The 18182-nt window shown below is 65.2% G+C and carries 18 protein-coding genes; 13 read left to right on the plus strand and 5 right to left on the minus strand.

Going from position 1 to position 18182, the window contains the following annotated elements; all coding sequences use genetic code 11:
• Positions 1-172 precede the first annotated feature (172 nt).
• The 12 genes from CJU94_RS05995 to CJU94_RS06050 all read left to right on the plus strand — a co-directional run bounded on the left by CJU94_RS05995 (position 173) and on the right by CJU94_RS06050 (position 13827).
• Positions 173-1123 carry a CheR family methyltransferase gene (locus CJU94_RS05995; RefSeq protein ID WP_095417934.1) on the plus strand — a complete coding sequence of 317 codons (951 nt, stop codon included), beginning with the start codon at positions 173-175 and terminating at the stop codon, positions 1121-1123.
• Positions 1120-1872 carry a chemoreceptor glutamine deamidase CheD gene (gene cheD, locus CJU94_RS06000; protein ID WP_095417935.1) on the plus strand — a complete coding sequence of 251 codons (753 nt, stop codon included), beginning with the start codon at positions 1120-1122 and terminating at the stop codon, positions 1870-1872. Before CJU94_RS05995 ends, cheD begins: the two co-directional genes overlap by 4 nt.
• Positions 1873-1877: 5 nt before the next feature.
• Positions 1878-2966, plus strand: coding sequence for a protein-glutamate methylesterase/protein-glutamine glutaminase (locus tag CJU94_RS06005; protein WP_167397519.1), 1089 nt, complete (start codon positions 1878-1880; stop codon positions 2964-2966).
• 75 nt (positions 2967-3041) lie between these two features.
• Complete coding sequence (cheY, locus tag CJU94_RS06010) at positions 3042-3437, plus strand: chemotaxis response regulator CheY (RefSeq protein WP_095417937.1); 396 nt, start codon at positions 3042-3044, stop codon at positions 3435-3437.
• A 1-nt stretch (position 3438) separates the two neighbouring features.
• Complete coding sequence (cheZ, locus tag CJU94_RS06015) at positions 3439-4149, plus strand: protein phosphatase CheZ (protein ID WP_095417938.1); 711 nt, start codon at positions 3439-3441, stop codon at positions 4147-4149.
• 296 nt (positions 4150-4445) lie between these two features.
• The gene (locus CJU94_RS06020; RefSeq protein WP_095417939.1) at positions 4446-4991 is read left to right on the plus strand and encodes a DUF2844 domain-containing protein; all 546 of its coding nucleotides are present in this window, start codon (positions 4446-4448) and stop codon (positions 4989-4991) included.
• A gap of 15 nt (positions 4992-5006) precedes the next feature.
• A complete protein-coding gene (locus CJU94_RS06025) occupies positions 5007-6296 on the plus strand; it encodes a DUF3443 domain-containing protein (protein ID WP_095417940.1) in 1290 nt (429 codons plus the stop codon).
• Between the two features lie 313 nt (positions 6297-6609).
• Positions 6610-7833 (plus strand): flagellar biosynthesis protein FlhB, encoded by a 1224-nt coding sequence (flhB, locus tag CJU94_RS06030; protein WP_095417941.1) that lies wholly within the window; start codon positions 6610-6612, stop codon positions 7831-7833.
• Positions 7830-9932 (plus strand): flagellar biosynthesis protein FlhA, encoded by a 2103-nt coding sequence (gene flhA, locus CJU94_RS06035; protein ID WP_095417942.1) that lies wholly within the window; start codon positions 7830-7832, stop codon positions 9930-9932. The genes flhB and flhA overlap by 4 nt, the downstream gene beginning before the upstream one ends.
• A gap of 329 nt (positions 9933-10261) precedes the next feature.
• On the plus strand, positions 10262-12202 hold the full coding sequence (gene flhF / locus CJU94_RS06040) for a flagellar biosynthesis GTPase FlhF (protein ID WP_095417943.1): 1941 nt from the start codon (positions 10262-10264) through the stop codon (positions 12200-12202).
• Positions 12195-13064, plus strand: coding sequence for a nucleotide-binding protein (locus tag CJU94_RS06045; RefSeq protein ID WP_095417944.1), 870 nt, complete (start codon positions 12195-12197; stop codon positions 13062-13064). The genes flhF and CJU94_RS06045 overlap by 8 nt, the downstream gene beginning before the upstream one ends.
• A 28-nt stretch (positions 13065-13092) precedes the next feature.
• Positions 13093-13827 carry an RNA polymerase sigma factor FliA gene (locus CJU94_RS06050; protein ID WP_091798030.1) on the plus strand — a complete coding sequence of 245 codons (735 nt, stop codon included), beginning with the start codon at positions 13093-13095 and terminating at the stop codon, positions 13825-13827.
• 80 nt (positions 13828-13907) lie between these two features.
• On the opposite strand, the gene CJU94_RS06055 is transcribed toward CJU94_RS06050, so the two are convergent.
• The 5 genes from CJU94_RS06055 to flgA all read right to left on the minus strand — a co-directional run bounded on the left by CJU94_RS06055 (position 13908) and on the right by flgA (position 17435).
• Positions 13908-14318 (minus strand): type II toxin-antitoxin system HicB family antitoxin, encoded by a 411-nt coding sequence (locus CJU94_RS06055; RefSeq protein WP_095417945.1) that lies wholly within the window; start codon positions 14316-14318, stop codon positions 13908-13910.
• Positions 14315-14497 (minus strand): type II toxin-antitoxin system HicA family toxin, encoded by a 183-nt coding sequence (locus CJU94_RS06060; protein ID WP_095417946.1) that lies wholly within the window; start codon positions 14495-14497, stop codon positions 14315-14317. The genes CJU94_RS06055 and CJU94_RS06060 overlap by 4 nt, the downstream gene beginning before the upstream one ends.
• A 321-nt stretch (positions 14498-14818) precedes the next feature.
• On the minus strand, positions 14819-15265 hold the full coding sequence (locus tag CJU94_RS06065; protein ID WP_095417947.1) for a flagella synthesis protein FlgN: 447 nt from the start codon (positions 15263-15265) through the stop codon (positions 14819-14821).
• Positions 15266-15359: 94 nt separating this feature from the next.
• Positions 15360-15713, minus strand: coding sequence for a flagellar biosynthesis anti-sigma factor FlgM (gene flgM / locus CJU94_RS06070; RefSeq protein ID WP_095417948.1), 354 nt, complete (start codon positions 15711-15713; stop codon positions 15360-15362).
• Between the two features lie 201 nt (positions 15714-15914).
• Entirely contained in the window at positions 15915-17435 is a 1521-nt protein-coding gene (flgA, locus tag CJU94_RS06075) for a flagellar basal body P-ring formation chaperone FlgA (RefSeq protein WP_095417949.1), read from the minus strand.
• A gap of 217 nt (positions 17436-17652) precedes the next feature.
• Here flgA and flgB point away from each other — a divergent pair, with 217 nt between their 5' ends.
• Positions 17653-18147 carry a flagellar basal body rod protein FlgB gene (gene flgB, locus CJU94_RS06080; protein ID WP_095417950.1) on the plus strand — a complete coding sequence of 165 codons (495 nt, stop codon included), beginning with the start codon at positions 17653-17655 and terminating at the stop codon, positions 18145-18147.
• Positions 18148-18182 lie beyond the last annotated feature (35 nt).

The following is an 18182-nucleotide window of genomic DNA, read 5'->3' on the forward strand; positions in this document are numbered from 1 at the left end:
TCTCGCTCCATGAGGGGCGAATCATCGAAGCACGCTTTATCAGCGTGTCGCGGGCCGACTGCGTGTTGGCAGAACTCGCGGGCGGGCGCGACCCCGCGAACACAATCCCTTCTTCCCAGGAAAAGTGCCTGGGCGGAAAGCGGGATGGCTCGTATCGCAGGCAGGAATCTTCATGATGGCAACGCGCGCACAGCACCGACCCGAACGGGCCGAAACGGTTAGAACCGGCGAACAGGGGCGGGATTTCGAATTCACGTCCGCGGATTTCGCCCGCATTCGCGAACTGATTCACCGCAGCGCGGGCATTTCGCTGTCGGATCACAAGCGCGACATGGCGTACAGCCGTCTGGCGCGCCGTCTGCGTGCCCGCGGCCTCGACACGTTCAAGCAGTATCTCGATCTGCTGGAAGCGGAAAACGATCCGGCCGAGTGGGAAGCCTTCACCAATGCGCTGACCACCAATCTGACGGCGTTTTTCCGCGAGGCGCATCACTTTCCGATCCTTGCCGAATTCGTGCCCCGCCGCGCGCAGCCGGTTTCGGTATGGTGCTCGGCGGCTTCGACCGGTGAAGAGCCGTACTCGATTGCGATGACGCTGATCGAAGCGCTCGGCGAGAGCGGCGCGCGTCAGGCCTCGGTGCTTGCCACCGATATCGACACCCAGGTGCTGGCCAAGGCCGAAGCCGGCATGTACCAGTTCGACCAGGTAAAGCACCTCTCGCCCGAGCGGCTCAAACGCTTCTTCCTGAAGGGCACCGGCGCGCACGCCGGCATGGTCAAGGTGCGCCCGGAAGTGCGCGCGCTGGTGCGTTTCCAGCAACTGAACCTGACCGACCGCGATTACCAGTTGCGCTCGCAGTTCGACGCGATTTTCTGCCGCAACGTGATGATCTATTTCGACAAGCCGACGCAAGCGCAGGTGCTGGCGCGCTTCGAGCCATTGGTGAAGCCGGGCGGTCTGCTGTTCGCCGGTCACTCGGAAAACTTCACGTATGTCACGCAGGCGTTCAAACTGCGCGGCCAGACCGTCTATGAACTGACGCGCGACGCGGCCGGTGCCCGTACGCCGTCGCGCGCAGCCACAACGGCCGCGCACCACACGACGAGCGGAGTGACAGTATGAGCAGCGCCCTGCCAATCGCCACCAATCTGTATTACGACAACCACTTCCAACGCCCCGGCGTGAAGCTGTTGCCGAACGAGTTCTACACCACCCATGAAGACATGGTGCTGGTCACCGTGCTGGGTTCCTGCGTGGCGGCCTGCATTCAGGATCGCACGGCCGGGATCGGCGGCATGAACCATTTCATGTTGCCCGACGACGGCGCGGACGTCGGCCAGGCCGCCTCGGATTCGATGCGCTACGGTGCGTACGCAATGGAAGTGCTGATCAACGAACTCATCAAGGCCGGCGGCCGGCGTGAGCGCTTCGAAGCCAAGGTGTTCGGCGGCGGCGCTGTGCTCGCCGGCATGACGACGATGAATATCGGCGACCGCAATTCGGAGTTCGTGCGCCGCTATCTGGCGCTCGAGAAGATTCGCATCGTCGCCGAGGACTTGCAGGGCTCGCATCCGCGCAAGGTGGCTTTCATGCCGCGCACCGGCCAGGTAATGGTGAAGAAGTTGCGCTTGCAGCAGGAAGCGGGCGTGGCCGAGCGCGAACAGGCGCTGATGCGGCAAAGCGCGCAGGCGCGCGCCGAGCGGCTCGCCGCGGCGCGCAAACGGGTGGAGTTGTTCGCGACGCCAGCCGCGTCGAGACCCAGGGTCGAACTGTTTTCGACGCCGGCCGCCGCCCGCCCGAAGGTCGAGCTGTTCGGGACGAGCCCGCGCCCGATTAATTCAAACAACGCCAGAACTACAGAGGAGGCGTGAGCGCTGTGCAAAAGATCAAAGTACTGTGCGTCGACGATTCGGCGCTGATCCGCAGCTTGATGACGGAAATCATCAACGGCCAGCCGGACATGACGGTGGTGGCGACCGCACCCGACCCGCTGGTCGCGCGCGAACTCATCAAGCAGCACAATCCTGACGTCCTGACGCTCGACGTCGAAATGCCGCGCATGGACGGGCTCGATTTCCTCGAGAAACTGATGCGTCTGCGGCCGATGCCGGTCGTGATGGTCTCGTCGCTGACCGAGCGCGGCAACGAAATCACGCTGCGCGCGCTGGAACTCGGCGCGGTCGACTTCGTCACCAAGCCTAAGGTCGGCATTCGCGACGGCATGCTCGACTACTCGGAGAAGCTCGCCGACAAGATTCGCGCGGCGGCCCGCGCCCGCGTGCGCCAGGCCGCGCCGGTGCAGCACGCGGCCGCTCATGCCGCGCATGCGCCGGTCGGCGCCGCGCCGCTGTTCAATAATCCGCTGCTCAGTACCGAGAAGCTGATCATCGTCGGCGCGTCGACGGGCGGCACCGAAGCGATCCGCGAGGTGCTGGTGCCGCTGCCGCCGGATGCGCCCGCGGTGCTGATCGCGCAGCACATGCCGCCGGGTTTCACAAAATCTTTTGCGCAACGCCTCAATGGTTTGTGCCGGATTACCGTTAAAGAGGCAGAGCACGGCGAACGCGTGCTGCCGGGACATGCGTATATCGCGCCCGGCCACGCTCACCTGTTGCTTGCCCGCAGCGGCGCGAACTATATTGCTCACCTTTCGGACGACCCGCCGGTGAACCGGCATCGTCCGTCCGTGGATGTACTGTTCCGTTCGGCCGCGCAGCATGCGGGCAAGAACGCGGTCGGAGTGATCCTGACCGGGATGGGGCGCGACGGCGCCGCCGGACTGCTGGACATGAAAAAAGCGGGGGCGTACACCCTTGCGCAGGACGAGGCGAGCTGTATCGTGTTCGGCATGCCGCGTGAAGCGATTGCGCTTGGCGCGGCCGACGAGATCGCCTCGCTGCCGGAAATGAGCCGGCGCGTGATGGCGCGTCTGTCGTCGATGGGCGATCGCGTTCAGCGGGTATGATGCGCACCGGTAGGATTTGAGGCGCTGGTTTGAGGCAGTCAGGCGCCGCACCGTGGATAAAGCAAAGGGAATGAAATGGATAAGGGAATGAAGATTCTGGTTGTTGACGACTTTCCGACGATGCGCCGGATCGTTCGCAACCTGCTCAAAGAGCTCGGCTATTCGAACGTCGACGAAGCCGAAGACGGTCAGGCCGGTCTCGCGCGTCTGCGCGGGGGCACCTACGACTTCGTGATCTCCGACTGGAACATGCCGAACCTGGACGGTCTGGCCATGCTCAAGGAAATCCGCGCCGACGCCAACCTGACACACCTGCCGGTGCTGATGGTGACGGCCGAGTCGAAGAAGGAAAACATCATCGCGGCGGCCCAGGCCGGCGCGAGCGGTTATGTCGTCAAGCCGTTCACGGCCGCGACGCTCGACGAGAAGCTCAATAAGATTCTCGAGAAGATGGCCAAAACCGGGAGCTGATGTGAATCTGCCGACCAACGCGCAAGGCGCCGAAGCGGTCCACGAGAGCGGGGACTTCGCGTCCGACCGTATCCTCGCCCGCATTGGACAACTGACGCGCACGCTGCGCGACTCGATGCGCGAGCTTGGGCTCGACAAGCATGTCGAACGTGCGGCGGAAGCCGTGCCCGATGCTCGCGACCGTCTGAAGTACATCGCGGATATGACGGAACAGGCCGCCGAGCGCGTGCTGTCCGCGATCGACATCGCCAAGCCGCGCCAGGAGCAGTTGAAGGACGACGCGGGCAAACTCGACGCGCGTTGGGAGCAGTGGTACGCGGCGCCGATCGAGCGCGAAGAAGTGCGCGCGTTGATGGACGATACGCGAACCTTCTTGCGCGGCGTGCCCGAGGCGACGAGCGCGACCAACGCGCAGTTGATGGAGATCATGCTGGCGCAGGACTTCCAGGATTTGACGGGCCAGGTCATCAAGAAGATCACGGACGTGGTGTACCTGATCGAGCAGCAGCTGCTCGGCGTGCTGGTCGAGAACATCGCGCTCGAACGGCGCGAGCAGTTCGCGGCGAACGCGGCGGCGCTGGCGGCCGAAGTCTCGTCGACCGGCAGCCCCGAACATCTGCTGAACGGTCCGCAGATCAATCCGGAAGGCAAGACGGACGTGGTGCAGGACCAGTCGCAAGTCGACGATCTGCTGGCAAGCCTCGGCTTCTGACCTGCCGGAATCGCATTACCGTCACGGCCCTTCGCGGACGTTTTCAGCGGGGCGCCGGACGAAACGGGTACACGTAGCAAGCCACGTCCTCGTGCGTGCTTGCTGCCCCCGGACACAAACCACAGGCATACTACGGGCTCAAGCAACGGCACGGCGCGCCGGAGGAAACAGGCTCCGGCCGGTGGCACGGTGGGGAAGATCCCCGAAGTGCGACCGCAGCGGTGCCGTATGATTTGCATAAATGCAGCCGGTTCGCGCAGGTGCGAACCGAGCGGCAGCTCGGGAGGAGCTTCATCATGTGGAGTCGTTTACGCCGCGCCGGGATCGTCACGGCGCTTGCTTTGCCTTGTTCGTTGATAGTCGTGCAGTCCGCTCATGCGGGACTGGGCGGCACCCCCATGACGCCTCCGTCGGACGCGTCGGTCTCTTCCCGTACCGTCCAGCCCGGCAGCGGCGCCGCCAATGCGGCGCAGGGCGTGATGCATTCCGCGTCCAGCGCGGCTTCCTCCGTTTCTGCTTCCGCCTCCTATACCGTGCGTGAAACCACGCTCGGCAGCGGCACCGTGGTTCGCGAATATCTGGCCGCGGACGGCTCCGTCTTCGGCATCGCATGGCGCGGCCCGCAAATGCCGGATCTGAACGATCTGCTCGGCAGCTATTTCCCGCAGTATGTGGCCGGCGTGAAGGCCGCCCGGGCGGCGCGCGGCGGCGGCCGCGGCCCCGTGGCGGTCGACCAGAGCAGCCTCGTGGTGCGCTCCGGCGGCCATATGGGCGCGTTCAGCGGCCAGGCGTGGTTGCCTCCGGCGCTGCCCGCCGGCGTCAGCGGTTCCGACATCCAGTAATAGCGAGGACGAGACATGCGAACCCAGCATATTGCTGTGAAGTTCAAGGGTTGGATGCAGGCTGTCGCGGCCCTGGCGCTGGTGTCGGCGCTCGTCGCGTGCGGCGGCGGTGGTGGCAGTTCCAACGATTCGTCGACCACGCTGAACGGCGGCTCGCTGCCCGCCAGCCCGGTCCAGCAGCCGATCGCCGCGACCGCGGCCAATACCGTGCCGATCACGGTCGGCAAGGGCGTGAGCGGGGTCGTCAATATTCCGACGGTCAGCGTGACCGTCTGTGCGCCCGGCTCGACTTCGAATTGCCAGACTATCAGCAATATCCAGGTCGATACCGGGTCGTTCGGGTTGCGGGTAGTCGCCTCGGCCCTGAACGGCTCGCTGCTCAATGCGTTGCCGGCCGGCACCATCGGCGGCGCGCAGCTCGCCGAATGCGCGACTTTCGCCGACGGCTTCACATGGGGCACGGTGCGCACCGCGACCATCGCGATCGGCAGTGAAAGAACGACGGCGGCGATCCCGATGCAGATCATCGGCGACAAGGACGCCAGCACGGTGCCCACAAGCGGTTGCGGCAGCGGCTCGCCCCAAAACACGGTCAGCGATCTCGGCGCGAACGGCATTCTCGGCATCGGCAACTCGCCCACGGATTGTGGCGGGATCTGCGCGAACGCCGCCACGGCGGCGAATTACAGCAACTACTTCGCGTGCCCGGGCGGCGCCTCCTGTACCCGCACCCCGGTCCCGCTCGCCCAACAGGTGGCCAACCCGGTCGCCTCGTTCCCGACCGACAACAACGGCGTGATCGTGCAGATGCCGCCGGTGCCGGACACTGGCGCGCCTTCGGCCACCGGCACATTGGTGTTCGGCATCGGCACCCAGTCGAACAATGCGCTCACCGGCGTCCAGGTCTTCACCACCGACGCCTTTGGCGACTTGAACAACAGCGTGTTTAACGGCACGACGGTGCAGGCGTTCCTCGATTCGGGCTCGAACGGCTACTTCTTTACCGATAGCTCCATTACGCTGTGCGGCAGCAACTTCTCGGGCTTTTACTGCCCGTCGTCCGCGCAGACCCGCTCGGTGACGCTGGTCGGACTGAACAATAGCCGGGCAAGCGCCAGCATCGGCATCCTGAGTGCGGCGACGCTGTTCGGCAATGGCAACAACTATGCGTTCAACGACCTGGCCGGACAGATCGGCAGCAGCAGCAGCTTCGATCTCGGTCTGCCGTTCTTCTATGGCCGTCACGTCTATTACGGCCTCGATCAGACCGCAAAGGGCGGCGAGGCGCCTTTCGTGGCCTTCTGATCAAGGCGCCGCACCGAAGGCTTGAAGTCCGCCCTACGCCCGCGCGAGACCGCGTGGGCGCAGGGTCAGAACGCGAACACAAACGCGGGGCGCGGGCGGGTCGTCCCTAAGTGGCCGATCCTGGCCGCCCCACGCGAGCCCCTTGCGCCGTCGCGGCGCTGCCAGCAAGGCTGTCCGGCCGGCTGCCGACTGTTTCATCCCTCGAAATACCCCCCTTTCTCCGCCCTTATCCGCCGATCGGTGCTTGCGTCGAGCGGGAATAATCGCTCTCACTGGAAAGAGGCGCCGTGCCTCGGCCGACTGGAGAGCTTTTGTGGCAGAGGATAGCGACCTCGAAAAAACCGAATCAGCTACTCCCCGGCGCCTGCAGAAGGCGCGCGAGGAAGGGCAGATCGTGCGTTCGCGGGAGCTGTCCACGTTTGCCCTGCTGGCGGCCGGGTTCTTCGGCGTGTGGGGGATGTCGGGCAGCATCGGCGAACATCTGCAGGGCATGCTGCGCGCGGCCTTCACGTTCGATCACGCCGGCGCATTCGAAACCCGCCGCATGATGATCGGCGCGGGCGTGGCGAGCCGCGAAGGGCTTTACGCGCTGCTGCCGATTCTCGGTTTCACCGGCGCGGCCGCCCTGTTCGCGCCGATGGCGCTCGGCGGCTGGCAGTTGTCGGCCAAAGGCCTCGAGCCGAAGTTCGACCGCCTCAATCCGATCGCCGGCCTCGGCAAGATGTTTTCGATCAACGGACCGATCCAGCTCGGCTTGTCGCTCGTCAAGACGCTGGTGGTCGGTGTGATCGGCGGCACGGCGATCTGGAATCGCCGCGAAGAGATTCTCGCGCTGGCGACCCAGCCGCTGCAGCTCGCGCTCGCCAACACCGTGCACCTGATCGCCGTGTGCTGCGGCATGACGGTGGCCGGCATGTTCGTCGTCGCCGCGCTGGATGTGCCGTATCAACTGTGGCAGTTCCACAAGAAGCTGCGCATGACGAAGGAAGAGGTGAAGCGCGAACACCGCGAAAGCGAAGGCGATCCGCACGTCAAAGGCCGGATCCGCCAGCAGCAGCGCGCGATTGCGCGGCGCCGTATGATGACCAACGTGCCGAAGGCCGACGTGGTGGTGACCAATCCGACGCACTTCGCCGTGGCGCTGCAATACACCGACGGCGAGATGCGCGCGCCGAAGGTGGTCGCCAAGGGCGTGAACCTCGTAGCGGCGCGGATTCGCGAGATCGCGGCCGAAAACAACGTGCCGTTGCTGGAAGCTCCGCCGCTCGCGCGGGCGCTGTATCACAACGTCGAACTGAACCGCGAGATTCCGGGCCCGCTGTATGGCGCGGTCGCCGAAGTGCTCGCGTGGGTGTATCAGTTGCGGCGCTTCAAAACCGAAGGCGGCGCCGTCCCGATGGCGCCGACCGAGCTAGACGTGCCCGCCGAACTCGACAAGGGCGGCGTATCGGACGACGAAGCCGATCAGGAAGCCGCCGATACGCTCGACCCCGCCCTCAACCCAGATAACCAAGACGCTTCAGGAGCCTCCGCATGAATGCTCGCGCCGGTTTCCTCGCTCGACGGCCGGATGCCTTGAGCGGCACCAATTTGCGCGCCCTCGCCGGGCCGGTGCTGATCTGCATGATCCTCGGCATGATGATTTTGCCGTTGCCGCCGTTCCTGCTGGATCTGCTGTTCACTTTCAACATCGCACTTTCCGTGATGGTGCTGCTCGTCAGCATGTACACGATGAAGCCGCTCGACTTCGCCGCGTTCCCGAGCGTGCTGCTGTTCTCGACCTTGCTGCGCCTTTCGCTGAACGTGGCGTCCACGCGCGTCGTGCTGCTCGAAGGCCACACCGGTCCGGATGCGGCGGGGCAGGTGATCGAGTCGTTCGGTCACTTCCTCGTGGGCGGCAACTTCGCGGTGGGTATCGTCGTCTTCATCATCTTGATGGTCATCAACTTCATGGTGATCACCAAGGGCGCGGGGCGGATCGCGGAAGTGTCCGCGCGCTTCACGCTCGATGCGATGCCCGGCAAGCAGATGGCGATCGACGCCGACCTGAACGCCGGCCTCATCAACGAGGAACAGGCGAGAAAGCGCCGCTCCGAGGTCTCGCAGGAAGCCGAGTTCTACGGCTCGATGGACGGCGCGAGCAAATTCGTGCGCGGCGATGCGATTGCCGGTCTGCTGATCATGGTGATCAACATCGTGGGCGGGTTGATCGTCGGGATGGTTCAGCACGGCATGGACTTCGCGTCCGCCGGCAAGAACTACACGCTGCTGACCATTGGTGACGGCCTCGTCGCGCAGATTCCTTCGCTGGTGATTTCGACCGCAGCGGGTGTGATCGTCTCGCGGGTCGCGACCAACGAAGACATCGGCACGCAGCTCACCGGCCAGTTGTTCACCAATCCGCGCGTGCTGGTGATCACCGGCTGCATTCTCGTGCTGATGGGCCTGATTCCGGGCATGCCGCACTTTGCGTTTCTGATTCTCGGCGGCGGTCTGATCCAGCTTGGCCGCACCATGAAAAAGCGTGCCGAGGAACGCAAGAACACCACGGCGCTCGTCGATGTCGCGCCGGCCGCGCTGGCGCCGGTCGAAAACACCGAAGCAAGCTGGGACGACGTGACGATGATCGACACGCTCGGCCTCGAAGTCGGCTACCGCTTGATTCCGCTCGTCGACAAGAACTCGGACGGCGAACTGCTCAAGCGGATCAAGAGCATCCGCAAGAAGTTCGCGCAGGAAATCGGCTTTTTGCCACCGGTCATTCATATTCGCGACAACCTGGAATTGCGGCCGAATGGCTACCGCATCGCACTGAAGGGTGTCGAGGTCGGCGTCGGCGAAGCGTATCCGGGCCAGTGGCTGGCGATCAATCCTGGGCAGGTCTCCGCCGCGCTGCCGGGCACGCCGACGCAGGATCCCGCCTTCGGCTTGCCGGCTATCTGGATCGACACGAACCTGCGCGAACAGGCGCAGGTATATGGCTACACCGTGGTCGATTCGAGCACCGTGGTGGCCACCCACCTGAATCACCTCGTGGTCACGCATGCGTCCGAACTGCTCGGCCGCCGGGAAGTGCAGGCACTGCTCGAGCGGATGCAGAAGGACACGCCGTCGCTGGTCGACGATCTGGTGCCCAAGTCGCTGCCGCTCACCACGCTGCAAAAGGTGCTGCAAAACCTGCTGGAAGAAGGCGTGCCGATCCGCGATATGCGCACGATTCTCGAAGCGCTCTCCGAACACACGCCGAAGATCACCGACGCGCACGATCTCACCGCCGCCGTACGCCTCGCGCTGGGCCGCGCGATCACGCAGCAGTGGTTCCCGGGCACCGGCGACATGCAGGTGATGGGCCTCGATTCGAATCTCGAACGGGTGCTCTCGCAGGCGCTCTCGACCGGTTCCAACCCGGGTCTCGAGCCGGGCCTCGCCCACACGCTACTGAACGAGACCCAGAAGGCGATGACGCGTCAGCAGAATCTCGGGCTTGCGCCGGTGCTGCTGGTGCAGCACGCATTGCGGCCGATGCTCGCGCGCTTCCTGCGCCGCAGCCTGCCGCAACTGAAGGTGCTGTCGTACGCGGAAGTCCCCGATACGCGCAATATCAAGGTGGTGAACCTGATCGGCGCGCACGGTTAAAGCGGATCGTTCACCGCGACCCGCTTCTGGTCGAGGCTTTTTTACCGGCGCTCGTTGAGCGCCGGTTTTCATTTGGGCGTTCGATTTTTCATGCCGCATGCAGACGGCGGGGCCCATACCGCTTCCTCAACCGCACCGTCGGGCACGCCGGAAAGGCCCGCTTGCAACCGTCACGCGCGTGAGTTGCCGCACGGTTCCATCGCCCGAATTGCCCACGTTTAACGGTCTTTATCCATCGATCGTGACTCGACGGGTTTCGCAATAATGATCTCAATGGGAAGCGGTATGTTGCCGGTCCGTTAGTCCGTTTACCTCATCGGGGGTCCAGCTTGAACATTCGTAAATTTGTCGGTGCTACCAGTCGTGATGCGCTGCGTCTCGTGCGCGAAGCGTTGGGCGCGGATGCCGTCGTGCTGTCCAATCGCACGATGGACGACGGCAGCGTCGAGATCGTCGCGCTGGCCGACAGCGACCTCGCCGCCATCACGCCGAAAGTACCGCGCGCAAGCGCCGGCGCGCCGCAGGCTGGACCGATGAATGCGATGGCCGGACAACCCGCGCTTGCCGCGCCGCGCGCCATGCCGGCCGCATCGCCGATGCAGGCGAACCCGTACGCGAGCGGCATGCCCGATGTGTTCTCGTCGGTGTTCGGCGCAAGCCCGGAAGCCGGTGCGGAAAACTCGGGCAACGAGGCTTCCGACAGCCATTCCAGCCACGCGGACGACGACGCGAGCGACACGCCGGCCGCCGCCATGAAGCCGGCCGCGAGCGCACCGAAGGCCGCGCTGCCCGGCACGCCCAAAGCACCGCCTGAAGCACAGGTCAAGGCAGCCGCAGCGTCGCCGTCGCAACCGGTCGGCGCCGAGCGGCCGAGCGCCCGTGCCGCGGCCTCGCGTCTTACCGAAGATATCCGCGCCGATCTGCTCAAAACCGCCGCCGTGACGCCGAGCGCCGATGCGCAAGCGCCGCGCACGATGGCCGAATCGAATCCCTGGTTGATCGACCACGCTCGCCGCATTGCCGCCGAGCAACAGCAGCAGGGCGCTTACAGCGCGCGTCCCGCCGCGATGACGCCGGCCGCGGCGATGGCCAAGGGCCTCGGCGCCGCCGTCGAACCGGGCAAGCCCGCCGCGCCGCATGCCGTCGACACGCCCGACTGGGCCCGCGAAGGCGCGCAGGCCGCCGCGCGCCGCGCCGCGCAGAAAAACGCAGCGCCGCCGGCTTCGAACGACGACGCCCGCACGCCCGCCTCGGTTGCCGAAGCGATCAAGGCGCGCATGGAGCAGGTCGTCAACGACACCGTGATGAGCGAACTGTCGTCGATGCGCGGGATGATGGAAGAGCACTTCGCCGGCTTGCTGTGGGGCGAGCGTCAGCGCCGCAACCCGGCGCGCGCCGCGCTCACCAAGCATCTGTTCGCCGCGGGTTTTTCCGCGCAGCTTGTGCAGATGATGGTCGACAACCTGCCGGACGACATCGAGAGCATGGAAGGCGGCATGGACTGGGTTCGCTCCGTGCTCGAATCGAACTTGCCGGTGATGGAAGACGAGGACGCGCTGATGGAGCGCGGCGGCGTATTCGCGCTGATGGGCCCGACGGGCGTCGGCAAGACGACGACGACCGCCAAGCTCGCCGCGCGCTGCGTGATGCGCTTTGGCGCCAGCAAGGTCGCCTTGCTCACCACCGACAGCTACCGGATCGGCGGCCACGAACAACTGCGCATCTTCGGCAAGATTCTCGGCGTGTCGGTGCACGCGGTGAAAGACGGCGCCGATCTCCAACTCGCCCTCTCAGAACTGCGCAACAAGCACATCGTGCTGATCGACACGATCGGCATGAGCCAGCGCGACCGTCTCGTCTCCGACCAGATCGCGATGTTGTGCCACGCCGGCCAGCCGGTGCAGCGGCTGTTGCTGCTCAATGCGACGAGCCATGGCGACACGCTCAACGAGGTCGTGCAGGCCTATCAACGCGCGCCGGACCAACAGCCGCTCGCGGGCTGCATTCTGACCAAGCTCGACGAAGCCACCAACCTGGGCGGCGTGCTCGATACGGTGATCCGCTACAAGCTGCCGGTGCACTACGTGTCGACCGGTCAGAAGGTGCCGGAGAACCTGTACGTCGCGACCCGCAAATTCCTGATCAAGAGCACCTTCTGCATACCGCGCGACAACTCGCCGTTCGTGCCGCACGACGACGACATTCCGGGATTGCTGTCCGCGTTGTCTGCACGTTCGACGGCCGAATTGCACGAGGTCCGCTTTGGATAAGCTCATCTCCGATCAGGCAGAAGGGCTGCGGCGGATGCTGGCTCGCAGCGGCTCGCGCGTGATTGCCGTGACCGGCGGTTCATCCGGCGCCGGCTGTACGACCACGGTGGTGAACCTCGCCGCCGCGCTGGCGCAGCAGGGCAAGGACGTGCTGGTGATCGACGAATGCCTCGGCGAGAAGTCGGTGAGCGCGATGCTCGGCGGCGTGCGCGGCGCGGGCAATTTTGCTGCCGTGATGCGCGGCGAGATGACGCTCGACGACGCCGCCGCGCGGCACGCGCTCGGCTTCTCGGTGCTGGCCGCCTCGCGTCCGAACCGTGAAGGGCATACGGCCGCGGAATTCGGCGTGGTGCTGCGCGGCTCCGCCGACGTCGTGCTGATCGATGCGCAACTCGATCCGCAAGGCTACCTGTCGGCGCTCGCGAAACAGGCGCACGACGTGATGATCGTCACGCGCATGGCCGCGCAGGCGATCACCGACGCGTACGCGTGCGTGAAGCGCCTGCACTACGCGCATGCAATCGCGCAGTTCCGCGTGCTGGTGAATTACGTGCAGAGCGTCAACGATGCGCACACCGCATTTGCGAACCTGGCCGGTGTGGCCGGGCGCTACCTGACGGTTGCGCTGGAAGACGCCGGTTGTATTGCCGCCGATGCGCGGATGGCGCGGGCCCTGGAGTTGTCGCGTTGTGTCGTCGATGCATTCCCGTCGACACCGGCTGCGCGCGACTACCGGCATCTCGCCGCCGAATTGCAGTACTGGCCGATGCGGTCAGCGATGTCGTCGCAAACGCCCAGGATGGCGCCTGCGACAGTTACAGCGGCGCAACACGCCGACCAACCGTCTGCGCAGCACGCCTGAGAGGCGGCACAAGGACAAGGGGAGCACGATGTATAACGCTCAGGGAAAGATTTCCCAAGCCGAAGTTCTGACCAAGTACGCACCGCTCGTGCGTCGCCTCGGCTTGCAGCTCGTTGCCAAGATGCCGGCGAGCGTCGATCTCGACGATCTGATCCAGGCCGGCATGATCGGACTGCTGGACGCGGCGAGCCGCTACAAGGAAGATCAGGGCGCGCAGTTCGAAACCTACGCCAGCCAGCGGATTCGCGGCGCGATGCTCGACGAATTGCGCAGCAACGACTGGTTGCCGCGCAGCTTGCGGCGTACCTCGCGAGAAGTGGAAACGGCCGTGCACAAGGTGGAGCAGAATCTGGGCCGCTCGGCGAGCGAAACGGAGATTGCCGAGCATCTGCAAATGCCGCTCGATGAATATCAGTCGATGCTGCAGGATCTGCACGGCAGCCAGTTGATCTACTACGAAGACTTCGACCGTTCGGCGGACGACGAGCCGTTCCTCGACCGCTACTGCGTCGATCACTCGGACCCGCTGTCGGCGCTGCTCGACGACAGCCTGCGCTCGGCGCTGGTGGAGGCGATCGACCGCCTGCCGGAGCGCGAGAAGCTGCTGATGTCGCTGTATTACGAACGGGGCATGAACCTGCGCGAAATCGGCGCGGTAATGGAGGTGAGCGAGTCGCGGGTCTGCCAGTTGCACAGCCAGGCCGTGGCCCGTTTGCGCACGCGCTTGCGCGAGATGGCCTGGGCGAACGCCGAGGCGACCTGATTCGACCTGATGCGCGGGTTCAGTGTTTCAACGCGCGAGCAGATCACCGTTTGAGCGGCGGCCCTGAACCTCCGCCCGCTTCATGCCTCTGCCATTTCATGTTCCGCGGCGAGTGCCAGGAAGGCCGAGCGCGACATGCCGCGTGTCTGGGCGTAAGTGTCGATCTCCTGCACCAGCGCCTCGGGCAGCGAGATATTGATACGCACCGCCTTCTTCAAGGCGGGAATATTCCGGGTGGCGACGAATCCCCATGCGAAACCGGTGTACTCGGGATTGCGCTGATGCTCGGGGAGCGTGAGTCGCGTGGGAATGGGCAAGCCTTCGTCGAGCAGTACGTCCAGATGTGCCTCGATGGCTTCTTTCGCATTCGCATAGGCTTCTTCCAACGTGTCGCCTGCCGCGTAGCAGCCCGGAATGTCGGGCACGACAACGCCGAACGCGTGATCCGCGTCGCCCGATTCAATCGCGATCGGGAAAATCAGATTTTTCATTTCAGACCCGCCTGTTTCAGGATGCTGTTCAATGTGCCGGGCGGAAGGTTTTGCTTCGGGTGCGGGATGGTCACGAGACCGCCTCTTGCCGCGTGACGGAAATGATGGTGGCTGCCCGAAATGCGGATCAGCCGCCAACCAGCCGCTTGAATCAATTTGACGACCTCGGCACTTGTCATAACTGCGCTCCTTGAATCATACACACGATTACACAACCTCGCTAGTGGATAGCACTCCGCTGATGCTCGTCCCGACAGCCTCGAAAAAAGCCGGGGACGGCGGAGCAACTCAGTAAGGGGGAACCGTGATTTCAACGCGGCCGGGCAGTTCGCGCCACCTGGCCGTATGGCTAACGCGTGCAGCGGGAGCGAGGCGCGTATATAGAGGAAAGACCCGAAAAGCAAAAGGGCTCGTCAAAGACGAGCCCTCGGACTGCTGATTTCAAATTACCCGTTTCGACCGGACCCGTGCGTCAGGTCGTGTGTGCCGAGCGAAGATTTTTACGCGGCGGGACGCGCCGGAATCCGGCCATCCGGACCATAAAAGCCGACCTTCTGCGGCACGGCCACCTGCAGCGCCGTCAGTGCGCGCTGGTTATAGTCCATCCGCACGCGGATCAGTTCACCGTTGCTGGTGTTGCACCGCCGCGCGCGTTCGGCGGCCTTTTGCAGCAGCGACCATTGTTCGGCGACTCGCGCGTCGGCGCTGGCCGCGAGCTCCATGCCGGCCCAGCCGGCCGGCATGCCCATCTCAGCAAGCAGCCCGTCACGCGTGGTTTCGAGTCTGGCGAGCACGCCGATCAGCTCGGTTTTCTGCTCGACGATTGGCGGCAGCAACTCCAGCGGCGACAAGGCGGTCAGTGCCTTGGTCTCGAGCGTCAGAATCGAAGCAAATGCCTCGACGGCCGAATACTCTTCGATGAGGGTGGCAAGCAGGGCGTCTTTCATCTCAACAACTCGCTGAACACGGCGGCTCGCGCATGTTTCGCGAGCCGGGTTGGTCGAACGCCGCCCGGCACTTCACCGTATTTCGATGCGTCGATCAGTTGCCGGTCGACGAGGTTTTGCTTTTCAACAGTTCGCGCGCGGTGTTCAGCACGCCGTCGGCGATCTTGCCGGAATCGATCTTCAGCGAGCCGTCCTTGATGGCCTGCTTGATCGACTCGACGTGCGCCGTGTCGATGTCGGCCGAGCCGGACGCCGCGAGGCTGCGCAGATGCTGCGACAGACCCGACAGGCTGACGCTGGCGTCGCCCGAACCGCTGGTGGTGGCCGGCGAGCTCGTGCCCGCGCTCTGCGCGTTGCTGTTCGCCGTCGTCGCATCGCTTTGCTGCGAGCGGGACAGGGCGTCTTTCAACGTCGGCAGATTCGAATTGGTTGTGGAATCGACTTTCACGATTGGCTTCCTGAACGATTTGATCCTTATAACGGCTACCGCTGATCAAAACTTTAGCGCAATCGCTGCGGGCGTTACCTTTCCTTACATATCGAATCAAGCCTCTGGCCGGCCTGATCGGGGTGCCGTTCGCCGTGCCGCCAGCGCAAGCCGGGCCGGGCGTTGGGCGATCAACCGGCACGATCAACGCCGCCGCGCGGTTCACAGTTGAATCTCCACGGTCGCGCCGTCTTTCACGATGCCGGAAATGATCTGGCCGTTGGCGGTCTTGACCCGCACCTGCTGGCCGGGCGACGCGTTGTTCATCGCGCTGCCTTCGGCCGAAATCGCGAAACCGTCGCCGGCCGCGACGACCCGCACCGTTTGCCCGATCGACACCGCCGACGCGCTTTTCAGCATGTCACGGCGCAGCGGCATGCCGCCGGCCACACGCGTGAGCGTGACCGAGCCGACTGCCTGCGACGGATCCGTGACGATGGCCTGCGGCAAGCCGGTCAGATCGCCGTCGCGGGCGACGAGGTCGGCGGCAGTGAGCACTTCGCCGGGCGCCATTGCGCGGGCAGCGAGATAGTAGGTGGCGTGCAGCGCGATACGCGCCTGCAGATAGATGGTCCACGGACGCTCGCCCGCGCAGCGCACGCCGACGGTCATGCGGCCCCACAGGCGTGCGCCGCTCGGCATGAACGGCTCGAGTGTCGTGCAAGCCGCGAGCCCGCGCGGAAACGCGGGCGCCACGGTGATGTCGACCTTGCCGGGCAAGCCGGTGGATTGCTGCTGCAGGAACGCGAGTGCGGCGCTGCGAATCGCTTCCGGGTCTTGCTGGCCGGGCAGCGGCGCAGCCGGCGCAAGCGTTGCGGGACGCAGATTCTGCTGCGCGACGGCGGGTGCGACTGACCGGGTCGCCGACGCACGCGCCATCGCGGCCGGCGCCGGCACGGCGGCCGGCGCCGCAGGCGCAGCCTGAGCGGCAACCGCCCTGGTCGCGACCGGCTTGCCGTTCGCGCCGAACTGCGGCGGCTCACCGCGCGAAGCCAGGCTGTCGAAGCCTGCCGCCGCGGATGCCCCGGCGGCGGCGCTGAGCGGCGCGTTCGCGGCGACTGGCTGAACGCCCGCGGCTGGCCGTGCACCGGTCGACTTCGGCGCGGGCGTCACCACGACCGGCACGACCTGACGCGATCCCGGTGCGAGATTGACTCTTGCAACAGCATCCGCCCCATTGGCGCTACCCGGCGCGGGAATCGTCACGACACCGCTGGCGTCGGGCTTGAAGTTGGTGCGGATCATTTGCGGCGCGGCCGGCGGTTCGCCCGCGCCCGGAATGACGATCGAGCCGCTCGCATTGGCGGCACGTGTAAATGAATCGGCGTCGCGAGCCGTCGGACCCGGCGTGAGCGATTGCGCGGTGGCGGCCGCCAGCGTGGCGGCGGAGCCGGCGCGCTTCGCGGGCGCCGCCTGCATGTGCTCGGCCAGGTCGGCGAGCGCGGCCGGATTCTTTTCGCCGGGCCCGGGAATCACGATCGGGCCACCCGCTTCCTGAGCCTGGCTGCTGGCCGGCAGAAGCACGATGCCGCCCGCGACCCACACCGTGAGGCTCACGACGAGGCGAGTCAGAAGACGCGAGACCGCGCGCGAAGCGCGCCGTGCGGCGCGAGCGCCCGCACCCACGCGATGCGCCGCCGCGCGGTCTGCGCGGTGCGTCGGATCGAAGGTGGGCTGGTCCATCGTGTTTCTCCATCGAATGCATCGGTACGCCTTGCATTCTAGTGAGCGCCCTCTTTGCGCAAACGTTGAATAGAAGCCCCCTTTCCCGGTTATTCGTCCGATTGCCGCTTGCGTTCGGCCCATAAGATGCACCTCATGCAAAAAGGTCTTCCCGCCTGGTGCCGCTCTCTCGGGAGGCACGCATGGGAAGCCTCGGGAACGTTCTCCGGAGATTCATATGCTGGACAAACTCGATGCCGAATTCGCCTTTGGCCGTGAAGCGCTCGATGTGCGTGCCTACCGGCAGGAGCTGCTGTCGTCGAATATCGCCAACGCCGATACCCCCGGGTACAAGGCGCGCGACGTCGACTTCGCCTCGTCGCTCGCCGGCGCGCTGAAGAAGGCCGGCGGCGGCGCCGGGACCGCCGCGTCGAACAACTCGACGCTGGTCATGACCCAGCCCGCGGGTGTAACGAACGGCATGTCGATGGCCTCGACCGCGCCGGGCCATATGGCCGGCAAATCGACGCTGACGGCGACCGGCGGCACGTCGGACGACTACGGCAATCTGCAATACCGCGTGCCGACGCAACCCGCGCTCGACGGCAATACGGTGGACATCGACACCGAGCGGGTGCAGTTCGCGGATAACACGCTGCACTTCGAATCGGGCATGACGGTGCTGTCCAGCCAGATCAAAACGATGCTGTCGGCGATCCAGTCGGGCTCGTAAGAAGCCACGGCGACAGACTCAGCAGTACGCAAGAA

It is taken from the genome of Paraburkholderia aromaticivorans, from assembly GCF_002278075.1.
Taxonomy (GTDB): Bacteria; Pseudomonadota; Gammaproteobacteria; order Burkholderiales; family Burkholderiaceae; genus Paraburkholderia; species Paraburkholderia aromaticivorans.